The organism is Vibrio sp. 10N.222.54.E6 (genome assembly GCF_041473955.1).
GTDB classification, from domain to species: Bacteria; Pseudomonadota; Gammaproteobacteria; order Enterobacterales; family Vibrionaceae; genus Vibrio; species Vibrio tasmaniensis_A.
Window position 1 is genome coordinate 211,478 of record NZ_JBFRTD010000013.1, and the last position, 13,416, is coordinate 224,893.

The 13,416-nt window shown below is 44.3% G+C and carries 13 protein-coding genes; 10 read left to right on the forward strand and 3 right to left on the reverse strand.

The window, feature by feature from the left end; genetic code table 11:
- The first annotated feature begins 1 nt into the window (after window position 1).
- The 9 genes from btuC (at window position 2) to AB4513_RS08765 (ending at window position 9,501) form a co-directional block, all read left to right on the forward strand.
- Window positions 2–997 carry a vitamin B12 ABC transporter permease BtuC gene (gene btuC, locus AB4513_RS08725; protein ID WP_009846930.1) on the forward strand — a complete coding sequence of 332 codons (996 nt, stop codon included), beginning with the start codon at window positions 2–4 and terminating at the stop codon, window positions 995–997.
- Complete coding sequence (gene btuD, locus AB4513_RS08730) at window positions 984–1,742, forward strand: vitamin B12 ABC transporter ATP-binding protein BtuD (protein WP_017096954.1); 759 nt, start codon at window positions 984–986, stop codon at window positions 1,740–1,742. The genes btuC and btuD overlap by 14 nt, the downstream gene beginning before the upstream one ends.
- Window positions 1,743–1,771: 29 nt before the next feature.
- On the forward strand, window positions 1,772–2,131 hold the full coding sequence (locus AB4513_RS08735) for a DUF6559 family protein (protein ID WP_009846928.1): 360 nt from the start codon (window positions 1,772–1,774) through the stop codon (window positions 2,129–2,131).
- Window positions 2,132–2,618: 487 nt separating this feature from the next.
- The gene (locus AB4513_RS08740; RefSeq protein WP_032555244.1) at window positions 2,619–4,073 is read left to right on the forward strand and encodes a lytic polysaccharide monooxygenase; all 1,455 of its coding nucleotides are present in this window, start codon (window positions 2,619–2,621) and stop codon (window positions 4,071–4,073) included.
- Between the two features lie 217 nt (window positions 4,074–4,290).
- Window positions 4,291–5,709, forward strand: a complete 1,419-nt coding sequence (locus AB4513_RS08745; RefSeq protein WP_009846926.1) for a PLP-dependent aminotransferase family protein — start codon at window positions 4,291–4,293, stop codon at window positions 5,707–5,709.
- A 175-nt stretch (window positions 5,710–5,884) separates the two neighbouring features.
- On the forward strand, window positions 5,885–7,471 hold the full coding sequence (locus AB4513_RS08750; RefSeq protein WP_009846925.1) for a cytochrome ubiquinol oxidase subunit I: 1,587 nt from the start codon (window positions 5,885–5,887) through the stop codon (window positions 7,469–7,471).
- 12 nt (window positions 7,472–7,483) lie between these two features.
- The gene (gene cydB / locus AB4513_RS08755; RefSeq protein WP_009846924.1) at window positions 7,484–8,620 is read left to right on the forward strand and encodes a cytochrome d ubiquinol oxidase subunit II; all 1,137 of its coding nucleotides are present in this window, start codon (window positions 7,484–7,486) and stop codon (window positions 8,618–8,620) included.
- A gap of 10 nt (window positions 8,621–8,630) precedes the next feature.
- Complete coding sequence (gene cydX / locus AB4513_RS08760; protein WP_004734907.1) at window positions 8,631–8,732, forward strand: cytochrome bd-I oxidase subunit CydX; 102 nt, start codon at window positions 8,631–8,633, stop codon at window positions 8,730–8,732.
- A gap of 280 nt (window positions 8,733–9,012) precedes the next feature.
- A complete protein-coding gene (locus tag AB4513_RS08765; protein WP_032555215.1) occupies window positions 9,013–9,501 on the forward strand; it encodes a GNAT family N-acetyltransferase in 489 nt (162 codons plus the stop codon).
- 136 nt (window positions 9,502–9,637) lie between these two features.
- Here the strand turns inward: AB4513_RS08765 and AB4513_RS08770 are convergent, their stop codons facing one another.
- Complete coding sequence (locus AB4513_RS08770) at window positions 9,638–10,213, reverse strand: nucleoside triphosphate pyrophosphohydrolase family protein (RefSeq protein ID WP_009846922.1); 576 nt, start codon at window positions 10,211–10,213, stop codon at window positions 9,638–9,640.
- Window positions 10,214–10,426: 213 nt separating this feature from the next.
- On the opposite strand from AB4513_RS08770, the gene AB4513_RS08775 reads away from it, so the two are divergent.
- Entirely contained in the window at window positions 10,427–11,497 is a 1,071-nt protein-coding gene (locus AB4513_RS08775) for a diguanylate cyclase domain-containing protein (RefSeq protein WP_102258530.1), read from the forward strand.
- A gap of 38 nt (window positions 11,498–11,535) precedes the next feature.
- Here the strand turns inward: AB4513_RS08775 and AB4513_RS08780 are convergent, their stop codons facing one another.
- Both AB4513_RS08780 and AB4513_RS08785 read right to left on the reverse strand, forming a co-directional pair.
- Complete coding sequence (locus tag AB4513_RS08780) at window positions 11,536–12,102, reverse strand: DUF1415 domain-containing protein (RefSeq protein WP_012604112.1); 567 nt, start codon at window positions 12,100–12,102, stop codon at window positions 11,536–11,538.
- 85 nt (window positions 12,103–12,187) lie between these two features.
- The gene (locus AB4513_RS08785; RefSeq protein WP_102258529.1) at window positions 12,188–13,387 is read right to left on the reverse strand and encodes an MFS transporter; all 1,200 of its coding nucleotides are present in this window, start codon (window positions 13,385–13,387) and stop codon (window positions 12,188–12,190) included.
- Window positions 13,388–13,416: the final 29 nt, after the last annotated feature.

Genomic DNA, 13,416 nt, shown 5'->3' on the forward strand with positions numbered 1-13,416 from the left:
TATGGATTTCCAACAACTTCTTCACCAAAAACAGCGAAAATGGACCCGAGCCATTTATCTGATGGCTGCACTGCTTGTCACGCTGAGTGCGATTTATCTAATGGTTGGCGATCTCTTCATTTCCCCTCTGGGCACATTGTCCACGTTAGAACAAAAACTACTGATTGATTTACGCTTACCTCGACTATTGGCGGCTATTGCTATCGGGGCAGGGTTAGCCGTATCTGGCGCAAGCTTACAAGTCTTATTGGGTAACGTATTAGCAGAGCCCGGTGTGCTCGGCATTTCTGGTGGTGCAAGCTTAGCGATGGTGATCGTGCTGTTCTTCTTACCGTTTGCTCCTACACCAGAACTGTTCATGATTGCCGCCGTTTTAGGGTCACTCTGTTTTACCGTGATTCTAGTGAGCATGGTTAAAACGATGCGACTGACTACGGCCAAGTTATTGCTGGTGGGTGTTGCGTTAGGCATTCTTTCTGGCGCGATGGTGACGTGGGCATTCTATTTTAGTGATGATCTTAGCTTACGCTTATTGATGTATTGGCTGATGGGTAGTTTGGGTGGTGTAACTTGGTACCAGCACTCGCTCACGTTAGTAATGATCCCCGTTATTATCTGGCTGTGCCTGCAAGGTAGCAAGCTAGACAAACTCATGATTGGCGAGACCCATGCTGCGCAGTTAGGCGTGAACGTTCCGAGATTACGTTGGCGTTTAATCTTCGCTGTGTCTATTTTAGTCGGCTGCGCAGTAGCGTTAGGTGGCGTGATCAGCTTTGTGGGTTTGGTGGTGCCACACTTACTGCGTTTAGCGATTGGTACCGACAACCGATACCTTCTTCCTTTGTCTGCCGTTGCCGGTGCCGCGTTACTGGTGTTTGCTGATATTTGCGCACGTACATTACTCGATTCTGCAGAATTACCCTTGGGTGTGATGACAACCAGTATCGGTGCACCAATCTTCATTTGGATGTTAATTAAAAATCATGATTCAAATTAAGAGCCTGAGCGTCGGCGCTCGTTTATTACCACTATCATTTGAGCTCAAGCAAGGGCAGGTGACTCATGTCATCGGTCCTAATGGCAGTGGGAAAAGTACCTTATTAGAAGCGATATCTGGCGTTGGTGATGGCTACAAAGGTGATATAAAGCTCGACGGACAAGACTTGTCAGTATTATCACTACAAGATTTATCATTGCATCGCGCTTATCTTTGTCAAAGTGCAAGACCCGCCTTCAACTTGGAAGTCTTCCAATACCTTGCGTTATCACTGCCAAGTTCATCACATGGCCTTGATACTGAAATCAACACGGCTTTGGAAGAGATAAGCCAGATGTTGGACATCACAGATAAACTTCATCGTTCAATTCAGACACTGTCTGGTGGTGAATGGCAACGCGTTCGTTTAGCGGGAATGTGCCTGCAAATTTGGCCGACGCTTAACCCTTATGCAAAGCTCCTGATCCTAGACGAACCTGCAGCGCCGTTAGATATTGCTCAAGAAGCGTTGCTGTATAAGCTTATCGAACGAGTGGCTGAGAAGGGCATTGCGGTTATTATGGCTAACCACGACCTGAACCGAACCTTGAGGCATGCCGACCAAGTACTGCTGCTCGAAAAGGGCGTACTACAAGCATCAGGCAGTGCAGAGCAAGTGCTTGTGCCTGAACAGCTAGAATCCGTATTTAACACGCAAGTAAAAAGCATCTCGGTCGACAATCAAACTTACCTATTGTTTGGTTAATTTAGGCTCATCAATACAAGGCAATCTATATGTTTAGATATATTCAACGACGACGAATCAAGAAAGTAATCAAATCACTTTCTGCAAAGTTGGTGAAAGCGTACGGAAGCAGTGATTTTTTCTCTATTGGGCAAGTAGAAACGAGTTCATGTGAATTGAGTAAGCGCCAACAACTGGTTGCCTTAGCATTGTTTGCTGATCCACAAGACCTTGCTGCTGAAATTGCTCCAGCCATTCAACTGCTGCGTAATGATGTGTCTAATGACTTCTTCGGTGGTGAGGAATATAACGCGCGTGATGTACTTAATTTGTTGGGCGGTGGCGGTTGGAAGGGCGGTCGTATGGACGATGATATGTCGAATCGATTTGGCATGAATAGCCGCTATTAGTTTAGCTCGTTCAAATTAACGTTTAATGATTTATCCATTTATAAACGTATACGCTCAATAGCTTAGCGACTTTACAGCAGTCTCAACAACGTAATAATAATGAAGATAAAAAGCACTCAATATCATTATTTATGCGAGCGTTTCACTCCAATTAATTCAATGAAAAAATACCTTCCTAGCGATCTATTTTCTTAGGGAATGCGTAATTTTTGTCGGTAAAAATTGATAATTCGAACCAATATCATCTATCTCTAACGCATTTCTTTGAGTTGTGTGATTCTGATTCCTTTCAAAATAAATCCCACTTTTATTGATAGTTATGACGTATATATTTTCCGTGTTCTTTAAGTCAGAAACTATAAACCCTCGAACTGCAATATTGATTAGTAAATGTCCAATCAATATTTCATACGGGGGTAAAATAATAGAGAGTGGGAAAGTGAAAACAGCAAATAATAATATTCTAAAAATAGCAGTGGGGATGGCTATGCTATCCAGCGTACCATCAGTAGCAAACGCTCATGGCTGGTCTGAATTTCCAAGTGCACGTCAGAATACGTGCTATGAACAAGGCGGGGTTTGGTCGGGTACGCCACCAAATGCAGCATGTGCTCAAGCAAAAGAGATTTCAGGGTCATATCCTTTCGTTCAACGCAACGAGTATGCGAAAAACATTCAAGACTTCAACAACATCAATGCAGTGAAAGCGGCGATTCCAGACGGCACGTTATGTTACGCCAATGATTCGCAAAAACGTGGCATGGGTGCACCTCATACAGGTTGGACTCGCACCGAGTTAAGCACTGGTACATTTGAATATGTATTCAATGCGACTGCACCACACAACCCGTCATTCTGGGAGTTCTACCTAACCAAACCAAACGCCGACCTGAGCAAAGGCCTAGCGTGGGGAGATTTAGACCTTCTCCAAGAAGTTGGGAATGTTCCTGTAAGTGGTGGCAAATACCGTATCAACGTAACGATTCCTTCAGACCGATCTGGCGACGCAATCTTATACGTTCGTTGGCAACGTGACGATGCCGCCGGTGAAGGTTTCTACAACTGTTCAGACATCACTATCGCGGGGGGAACAACTCCTCCACCAGAGCCGGGTCCTCAACCTGATCTAGTCCGTGGCGACCTGTTTGTTTCTGACCAGTTTGGTACGCCAGGAATTGGTGATACGGTTAAATATGACATCATCAACAAGTACGGTGAAGTAGCGCGTAGCTTCGACATCATTATCGATGCTTCAAACGTTAACGATTGGGCTCGCTTGTTGGCTTCAGAGATTAACGGCTGGCATGAAGAGTTTAAAGATGGCGCGATCTTCATTGGTGACTGGCACGCTGAAATGCAGCACTACATGTATTTCCAAAACGATCCTTCACGTAACTTCTTCAACTCAAAAGATAGCCGTGCTTCTGGTCAGTTAACGCTGATTGATGGTGGCGACGGTGGTGTTGAACCATTGAAAGGCGACATCTACGAGCTAGTGAAGAGTGACAACGTAGTGAATGCTGGCGACAAAGTTGTGATTGCAACAAGCGAAGCGGCGACATTGACTCAAACTCAAGGCTCTTCAGTAAGCATTCAAAATAACGGCACGGCTTCTATCGTAGTTGATACCACTGGCATCACTGCAAACGAAACTCTATCGTTTATGGCTAGCTCGATTGAAAGCGAAAGTGTTGAAACCTTCACTTTTGAAGTAATTGCTGATGACGGTGGCGTAACACCAGACCCAGATCCAACGCCGGATCCAGATCCGACTCCTGACCCAGACAATGGCACTTGGGACTCTTCAGCGACTTACCTAGGCGGTGAAGTAGTAACGTACTCGAACCAGTCTTGGAAAGCACAGTGGTGGATTCAAGGTGGTACAAACCCTAAAGCGACCTACGAAAATGATCAATGGGGCGTGTGGCGTCCAGCTAACTAGTCGGCTAGTTAATCTAAACTAAGTAGCTAAGCAGCTCAGTAATTAAGGCACCACACTCGATTGATGAGTGTGGTGTCTTTTCTTATGGGAGAGATAAACAAGTCGACCGTGAAGGTAATTGGGTTTAGGGTAGGGCTTTGTTATACCTGAATGTCTGAGTACTTCGAATATTCACGGTTTAGTAATATTTTACACATTAGATAGAAAAGACTTTTTGATGAAAAAATCTCAGATACTCGCCAATACAATCAAGAATCAGATAGAACAAAACATCTGGCTTAGTGGTGAGAAAATTCCATCGATTAGAGACGCGTGTAAACGTTATAAACTCAGTATCGAGACGGTACTTCAGGCGTATCAACAGCTTGAAGACCAAGGCTATGTGCGATCTAAGCCTAAATCTGGCTATTTCGTGTTACCGCGCAGAAATGTGTTCACCTCAGAACTCGCACAACAAAAAGCCATCAAGCCGTATCCCGTTAAGATCAGCGACCTGCTTTACGATGTACTTCAACGAGCCAAAGACCCTAGTATCATTCCACTCAGCTCGGCATTTCCAGACCCTGCTTTGTTTCCGCATCAAGCATTGTCGCGCAGTTTAGCCAATGCCAGTCGTCAAATGCCCGATAACAGCATGCTTACTAATCTGCCACCGGGCAGTGAAACATTACGCAGGCAAATCGCTCAGCGCTATCAAGCTGGTGGGCTAGATGTATTGCCCGACGATATTGTGATCACATCTGGGGCAATGGAAGCACTTAACTTATGCCTGCAATCCTGTACCGAACCGGGTGACTTAGTCGCGATAGAGTACCCTGCGTTTTACGGTGTGTTACAGACCATTGAAAGGCTTAATCTTACCGCTGTTGAGATCCCGACCGATCCTGAAACCGGTATCGATTTAGATGTATTGGAGTCGGTGTTCGCTTCAATGGACATCAAAGCATGTTGGTTCATGACAGAATCGCAAAACCCTGTTGGCTATTCGATGAGTGATAACAACAAGCAGCGACTCGCCGAGTTAGTGAATGACCATAAGATCCCGATGATCGAAGACGATGTGTATCGAGAACTTCATGTCGGCAACCAAAGCTCATTGCCTGCTAAAGCCTATGACACCGGCGAGCAAATCATGCTGTGCGGTTCGTTTTCCAAATCATTGTCGCCCGGCTTTCGAATCGGTTGGGTAGTTGCAAGGAAACAAGCGTTAAAGATTCAGAGATTGCAGCACCTATCGACACTCTCCAGCAGTATTCCGATTCAGCTTGGCTTGTCTCACTACCTGACGTTTTATAGTTATGACAACCACCTTAAAAAGCTTCGTAAACTGCTGAATGAAAGGAAGAAGGCGCATATAGCACTTCTCGAATCCAGTTTGCCTACGAGTGCTCTGATTCATAAAAGCCAAGGTGGTTATTTCCTTTGGATAGAGCTGCCTCATTCTGTTTGTGTAGAGAGGCTTTATGAGCGAGCACTTGAAAACAACATCTCTGTTGCGCCGGGAATTATATTCAGCAGCGACAAAAAGTTCTCTCATCATATTCGTCTCAATTGTTCGTACGCTTGTGACGACAAAATAGCAGAAGCCATTCGTACACTAGGTAGTTTGATTCAGACCATGGAATCACAAGCCTAAGTCGTTAGTCGATCCTCGACTATGTTTACTTGAAATCTAGCTTGTCACTCGTCGGATAATTCAACCTGTTCTGTTTTTTAACATTCAATCTGTTCTAGTTTGGTTTGTTCAAACTGTGCTGAAATACGCTCCAATTCTTAATATGAAATCCATCATTATGATGTTTGGAGCTTAAATGTTTGATGTAGTTGAATTGTCGCGTTTACAGTTTGCGCTAACCGCTATGTTTCACTTTCTCTTTGTCCCGTTAACTATTGGTATGTCTTGCTTATTGGCGATCATGGAGTCGATCTATGTGCTTACCGGTAAGCAAATCTATCAGGACATGACTCGCTTTTGGGGCAAACTTTTTGGTATTAACTTCGCCTTAGGTGTCACGACCGGATTAACCATGGAGTTCCAGTTCGGCACCAACTGGTCTTATTATTCTCACTATGTCGGCGATATTTTCGGTGCTCCTCTTGCTATCGAAGCCCTTGTTGCATTCTTCCTAGAATCCACCTTTGTTGGACTGTTCTTTTTCGGTTGGGAAAGGCTGTCCAAACGCCAACACCTTATGGTGACTTGGCTGGTGGCGTTGGGCTCAAGCTTTTCTGCATTATGGATTCTGGTTGCTAACGGTTGGATGCAAAACCCGATTGGATCGGAGTTTAATTACCAAACCATGCGTATGGAAATGACTAGCTTTGCCGAAGTGGTGCTCAACCCAGTTGCTCAAGTTAAGTTCTTACACACAGTCGCTTCGGCTTATACCTGCGGTGCGATGTTTATCCTTGGCGTGAGTTCATACTACTTGCTTAAAGGTCGTGACGTTGCTTTTGCAAAACGTTCGTTTGCTGTCGCAGCTTCGTTCGGCATTGCTTCTATCATATCGGTGATCGTATTAGGTGATGAGTCGGGCTATGAACTGGGTGACGTCCAAAAAGTAAAACTCGCAGCGATTGAAGCTGAATGGCACACCGAACCGGCACCTGCGGCGTTTACCTTGTTTGGATTACCAAATCAAGAAGAAGGCAAAACCGACTTTGCTGTGAAAATTCCCTATGTGATGGGGATTATTGCAACGCGATCTTTGGACGAGCAAGTGACAGGGCTTCATGACTTGCGTGATCAACATTTAGTGCGTATTCGAAACGGTATTATTGCTTATGAATTGCTAGAGCGTTTGCGATCTGGCGATACCTCACATGAGACAGAGCAAGCTTTCGATCAAACCAAGCACGACCTTGGCTACGGCTTATTGCTCAAGCGATACACAGATACCGTGACTGATGCTACTGAACAACAAATCCAACAAGCAGCCGATGATTCAATTCCAACTGTGTGGCCTCTGTTCTGGTCATTCAGAATCATGGTGGGTTGTGGCTTCGTTATGTTGTTTGTTTTTGGCGCGGCTTTCTTACAAACCTACCGTAAAAACATTACTCAAAAGCCTTGGTTATTGAAGGCGGCACTTTGGTCAATTCCATTACCTTGGGTGGCAATCGAAGCTGGTTGGTTTGTTGCAGAGTATGGTCGTCAACCATGGGCGGTCGGTGAAATTCTCCCTGTTGCGGTCGCGGCTTCTTCGCAAACCGTTGAAAACTTACTTACGTCTCTCGCGCTAATTATTGGCCTCTATGCGGTCTTCATCATTGTTGAAAGTTACTTGATGATTACCGTCGCTAAAAAAGGCCCAAGCAGTTTGAAAACGGGGCGTTATCACTATGAACAAACAACAACATCACTTGAAGCCAAATTGGCACAACAAGTTCAACAATAAGGTGACTGACTCATGTTCGAATATGACACATTGCGTTTAATTTGGTGGGTGCTAATCGGTGTGTTGCTGATTGGTTTTATGATCACCGATGGCTTTGATATGGGAGTAGGAGCGTTGTTACCGTTTATCGGTAAAACCAACTCTGAAAGACGAGTGATGATTAACTCCATTGCACCCCATTGGGACGGCAACCAGGTGTGGTTAATTACCGCAGGTGGCGCTTTGTTTGCGGCTTGGCCGTTAGTGTATGCGACATCGTTTTCAAGCTTATATGTTGCGATGTACTTGGCTCTTATCTCATTGTGGCTGCGTCCTCTTGCACTTGAGTACCGAGCAAAGATCGACAGCGTTCAGTGGCGACAAGTATGTGACTTAGCAATCTCGTTCTCAGGCTTCTTCCCTCCTATCTTGTTTGGGGTGGCGTTTGGCAATTTGATGCAAGGCTTACCTTTTACGCTCAATAGCTTCTTGATGGTTGAGTACCACGGATCGTTTGTTGATTTGCTTAATCCGTTTGCTCTGTTGTGTGGCTTTGTTGGGTTATTGATGGCGTTGTTGCAAGGCAGTGCTTGGCTGATGATGAAAACCACCGATGCGCTATACAAAAAGGCAAGAACAGTGACGCAGGCGAGTGCTGTATTTGTCGCTTTCCTTATGGTGATTGGCTGTATGGCGATAAACCATATTGATGGGTATCTGATAGTCAGTGCGATGGATCATAGCTCGGCTTCAAATCCTTTGAACAAAGAAGTCGTTACACAAGCTGGCGCTTGGTTAACCAACTTCGATACGTACCCTTGGATGTGGTTTGCACCGATCGGCAGCGTGACCATTCCATTGCTGGCTTTGATTGGCGCAAGGTTGAAATGGGATGCGATTGCTTTTATTAGTTCAAGCCTGACTAACGCTTGCATCATCTTAACGGCGGGTTTCTCGATGTTCCCGTTCATTATCCCGTCTAGCGTTAATCCAAGCCATAGCTTAACCCTTTGGGATTCAACCTCTAGCGAACTGACCTTGAACATCATGACAGGCGTAGCATTTGTGATGGTGCCAATCATCCTTTGTTACACCGCTTTTAGTTATCGCACCATGTTTGGACGACTCGATAACGAGTATGTCGAACGCAACGGCAATTCACTGTATTAAGGAGTTTCTCATGTGGTATTTTGTTTGGATATTAGGCTTATTCCTAGCCTCTGCATTTGCAGTTTTGAATGTCATCAGCCTAGAGAAAAGTGACTCAGAAACTGAGTTCTGATTGACGTTTGATTCATAAAAAGACCAGAAGCATGATGCTCTGGTCTTTTTTATGAGCCTTCCTAAAGCGTAAGATTTGGTTCTTCCTTCGTGGTACAAGATGGTAAGACTTAAATCGAGTGAGCTGCATTCTTTTAAGTACACCTAAATCTCAACTCTATATAAGATTTAATCAAAACAATTTTATCTAACCTATTGTTAAATATTTAGTATTTGATAATGTGCTAGGTGCACATTAAGGATGTGTTTCATATTTAGCGATGAAAATAGTAGGAGTTGCGATGAGTATTATAGTGAGACGGTCTGAACCGTCAGATGCAAAGGGAATCAAAGAAGTTTACGAATGCACAAACGCTTATACCGGTACGCTGCAACTCCCAAATCCATCTCTGGAAAGCTGGCAGAAACGAATCTCTAATATGCCCGACAACGTGTACTCGTATGTCGCGATTATCGACGATGAGATTGTTGGTAATTTGGGAATGGAAGTGTGTGTAAACCCGAGAAGGCGTCATGTTGCTTCATTCGGAATGGGTGTTAAAGACGATGTATTAGGCAAAGGTGTCGGTAGCCAACTGCTCGCGACCGCGATCGACTTGTGTGATAACTGGATTAACATCAAACGACTGGAGCTAACGGTGTACACCGATAACGAAAGAGCGATCAGTCTCTACAAGAAATTCGGTTTTGTTATTGAAGGAGAGTCGGCTGGGTTCGCTTTCAGAAATGGCGAATATGTGGCGGCTTATCATATGGCTCGACTGGTATAGTGTTCTGCTTCTAATACACGGCTCCAATTAACACAGCTAGAGCTTTCTAATAGATAATAAAACGCCACGTTAAAATAACGTGGCGTTTTCGATTTCAGTCAACTGAGGCTTTAAAGTGCTTCAGTTGTAGCCATACTTAAACCGTTAGTGGCTCAAGGTTCGCAGGACGGTAGTGTACAGATTTTAGTACTTTACCTTGGCGAACTGTCTTGCCCTCAGATACGAAATCTTCCGCACACTTAGCGATGATGTATTCGCCTTTTTGAACCGCCATCAGCTTGATGTTCTGCTCAGCATAGAAAGCTTCTGTTTCAGCGTATTCAGTTTCGTTTCGACATACTTTGCTCATGTTGCTTGAGTGTACTTCGTCCCAGCAAGGTAAGAAGTCAATTGAGCGGTTTTTAGAAACATTCAATAGCAGGTCGATCAGGTAACTGATTGCTAGGTTGTCTTCAACCTTAGCTTGGCCAAGGTGAACCAGACGTCCCATCAAAACATAAACGCTGTCTACGATAGCGTCCGCTTGTTCGATTTTAGAATCAGCTTCTGCAAGTTCTGTTAGTTCTTCGATCGCTAGAGAGGTATGTAGCGTATCGCCTTTTTCGTCCATTGTTTCAGGAGCAGCAACAGGCAGATCAAAAGTACTGCGGAACTCTTCAATGTCGCGGTAAAGGTGATCGTAGATTTCTTGGCTTAGTTGAGAAAGGTTCATTTTCCTATCCATTCTGTTTCGTTAATGGATTATTTTACCAAAGCTAGGAATAGGGTGCTAACGCAAAGTCGAAGAAGTCGACTTTTATTCATTGGACCAATGAGGTATTTTGCATACAAACCAATTGATTATTATGTTTTTTTACACTTTACTCTTCTTAATATACCAAATATTAATGTTGCCATTAACTTCGGCTGCAGTGGGACTCCATTTATGAACCAAGCCAGTGAAAGCGAAATTGTTATACGTCGCTTGTATCAAATCACCAATGATTACCGGAAGGGCTTCGATATTCAGATCGCTCAGCTGCTTATCATGGGGCTTGAACGCTTCAACCTTGATATCGGTATTTTATCTAAAGTCGAGGGTAATACTTACTTAGTTGAACACTCTGTCACACCTGAAGGGGTTGAGCTCAATAGTGGCGATATCTTCGATTATCGTTCTACCTATTGCGAAATTACCTGTAAATCGATTGGTCCTATCTGCATTGAGCATTGTGGCAAACACGATAAGTATGCGACGCATCCCGCTTACCAGTCTTTTGGTTTAGAGTCTTATATTGGCATCCCGATTTTCGTTAATGATGAGCTTTACGGCACCTTAAACTTTTCAAGCCCGGCTCCTTATCATCGTGAATTCAAAGAGTTCGATATCGACGCTATGAGGTTAATGGCCTCATGGATCGAAGTGGAACTGGTTAGAAGACAGCAAGAACGAAAACTCAAAGAGCTGAATGAGAAGTTAGAGTACCAAGCTCTGTACGATCCTCTGACACACTTGCCGAATAGACGTTGCTTGTTCAAAACGTTGAACGCAGAAGTGGAGCAGTTAAAAGGATCTTTAGGAAAGGGAACCTTAGCGGTTGTCGACATCGATTTCTTTAAACAGGTTAATGACACTTATGGTCATCAAATGGGTGATGTTGTATTAAAGAAAGTGGCGAACGTGCTGAGCAATAACATTCAAGAGGGTGAGTTTGTGGCGCGCTTTGGTGGTGAGGAGTTCATTCTTTGGTACCCAAATAAAACACCAAGTTGTGTTGAAGATAAGTTCATGACTCTTTTACAAGAGATGAAGAAAATCACGCTTGATAGAAAGCCAGTCACTATATCAATCGGTGCGTGTCATTTTGAGTTGAGTACAGGGGATACCAAAGGGGAAAGGATGTCGGCGTTAGATAAGCTCATCAAAGTTGCCGATGAATGCCTGTACATTGCTAAACAAAATGGACGAGATCAGTTTATATCTCGCCCATATCATCAAGAACACTCAGACTCGTAAGTTGAAGCTGTCAGCTCTTAAAGCTCAAAGGTTAGTTCTTAACTGAATAGATAAGGGAACAACTTACGACGCTCTTCGGGTGTTAAAGATTCAACTCTCGCGATGTTGGTATCAGGAATCGTTTCAGGGTTGGGGTAGTGCTTCAACACTTTTTCCATACTCGCTTCACGAATCAAATGGTAAACCGGATACGGAGAGCGGTTAGTAAGATTTTCATCGTCTTCTGGATCCGCACCACCAAAGCAATAGTCTGGATGGAAGGTTGCCACTTGATAAACGCCTTCCCAATCTTCTTGCTTGATCAAGGCTTCAATCCAATCAATGAACATGTTGTAGTCGAAGAAATCTTGCAGCATGTTAGGCACAACCACCAAAGTCGTCTCTAATTCTGCGACTGGCGTGTTATCTAATTCTACAAAGTGCGTCATGATGTCTTCTAGTAACGCTTCTTCCGTTTTCGCTTCACTCACAAAGATCTTAATCTGTTTATTACGTTGTGGCTTAGCTGCAAATGGACACAGGTTTAGGCCAATAACGACATCGTCTAACCACTGTTTTACTTGGTCATGGATGGTTTGAAGATCTGAGCTTTGAGTGTTCGACATAACAGGTTCCGAAAAGAAATTTTGCGTAGGATATCAGAACGGACGTTAATCAAAAGCAATAATTGAGTTACAACCTCAGTCGTACTTATGCTTGTGCGAGTTTAGAGGCTGACACTTGAAGTTGTTTTAACTGGTAGACCCAAGCAAATATCGCAACATAGAAGATAGAACCACCGGCGATAACACCATTCCAACCGAACAACTGCCAGCAATATAAGAGTAAGAAACCACCCAAGCTCCCGCCTATGTAATAGTGAACTAAGTAAAGTGCGGTTGCTGTGGCCTTCGCACTTGGCGCTTTTTGACTCACCCAAGAATAGGCAAGGGTATGGGCGAAAAAAGCTCCGCCACTGATCAATAACAACCCAGCTAACATGAATGGGACTTTGTCGACGGCAGAAACCAACATTCCGATTAAGCTAATACACACGCCCATCAATATACCGTTTAACGGGTCAAAGCGAAGTGTCCATTTGTTGGAGAGCTTAGAGCTTACCGTACCGGCCAAGTAACATAGGAATATCAGTGAAGCTAAGCCCACAGGCACTGAGTGAGGTTCGGATACCAACCTAAAGCCCATTACTGAATACAGGTTAACGAACAGAGCGAAGTTAGCGCCACCAATCAACATCGCGAGCCACAAGGTACGGTTTCTTAAGTGCATCACAACCGAGCGGTTATGATGAAAGAACAACCCTTTTTGAGGTTTGAAGTTTTGTTGGTCAGGCAGACTATACGCAATATAGAGAGCGCCGATTAAGGAGCCGACCACGAAAAACAAAACCGTTGCGTGCCAGTCAAAATAATCCGTAATCAAGCCACCCAATACACGTCCGAAAATTCCACCCAATGAGTTGGCTGCAATATAACCACCGATCGCGACTGCAAATGCTTTGGGTGATAACTCTTCAACCATATAGGCAACCGCCACGCCTGCAAAAGCAGCGACTGCGATTCCCATTAATGCTCTGGCAATAACAAGTTGCAGTAGAGTGGTTGTGAACACCATGCTCAATCCAATCAAAGGAATAGCGAACAGACTGAATAGGATAATAGGTTTTCGACCAAAGGTTTCAGAAGCGATTGCCCAAGGCACCAAGCTGATGGAAAGCCCAAGTGTTGTCGCGGCAAACAGCCAGTTGATCTGAGTTTCAGATACTTGGAAGTGCTCCGCCATGTGCGGCAAGATAGGCTGAAAGAGGTAAAGGTTACAGAAAATGATAAATGAACCAATCGCCAATGATTGGGTGATGCGTTTGTATTGAGGACTGCCTTTATCAAACATTTACGTTGTGCCTGCGCGAGTAAGTAAGC

What these genes read in the sequence shown, in the direction of transcription:
- btuC (WP_009846930.1), top strand. Translation starts at nt 2, where the DNA reads ATGGATTTCCAACAACTTCTTCACCAAAAACAGCGAAAATGGACCCGA.
- btuD (WP_017096954.1), top strand. Translation starts at nt 984, where the DNA reads ATGATTCAAATTAAGAGCCTGAGCGTCGGCGCTCGTTTATTACCACTA.
- AB4513_RS08735 (WP_009846928.1), top strand. Translation starts at nt 1,772, where the DNA reads ATGTTTAGATATATTCAACGACGACGAATCAAGAAAGTAATCAAATCA.
- AB4513_RS08740 (WP_032555244.1), top strand. Translation starts at nt 2,619, where the DNA reads ATGCTATCCAGCGTACCATCAGTAGCAAACGCTCATGGCTGGTCTGAA.
- AB4513_RS08745 (WP_009846926.1), top strand. Translation starts at nt 4,291, where the DNA reads ATGAAAAAATCTCAGATACTCGCCAATACAATCAAGAATCAGATAGAA.
- AB4513_RS08750 (WP_009846925.1), top strand. Translation starts at nt 5,885, where the DNA reads ATGTTTGATGTAGTTGAATTGTCGCGTTTACAGTTTGCGCTAACCGCT.
- cydB (WP_009846924.1), top strand. Translation starts at nt 7,484, where the DNA reads ATGTTCGAATATGACACATTGCGTTTAATTTGGTGGGTGCTAATCGGT.
- cydX (WP_004734907.1), top strand. Translation starts at nt 8,631, where the DNA reads ATGTGGTATTTTGTTTGGATATTAGGCTTATTCCTAGCCTCTGCATTT.
- AB4513_RS08765 (WP_032555215.1), top strand. Translation starts at nt 9,013, where the DNA reads ATGAGTATTATAGTGAGACGGTCTGAACCGTCAGATGCAAAGGGAATC.
- AB4513_RS08770 (WP_009846922.1), bottom strand. Translation starts at nt 10,213, where the DNA reads ATGAACCTTTCTCAACTAAGCCAAGAAATCTACGATCACCTTTACCGC.
- AB4513_RS08775 (WP_102258530.1), top strand. Translation starts at nt 10,427, where the DNA reads ATGAACCAAGCCAGTGAAAGCGAAATTGTTATACGTCGCTTGTATCAA.
- AB4513_RS08780 (WP_012604112.1), bottom strand. Translation starts at nt 12,102, where the DNA reads ATGTCGAACACTCAAAGCTCAGATCTTCAAACCATCCATGACCAAGTA.
- AB4513_RS08785 (WP_102258529.1), bottom strand. Translation starts at nt 13,387, where the DNA reads ATGTTTGATAAAGGCAGTCCTCAATACAAACGCATCACCCAATCATTG.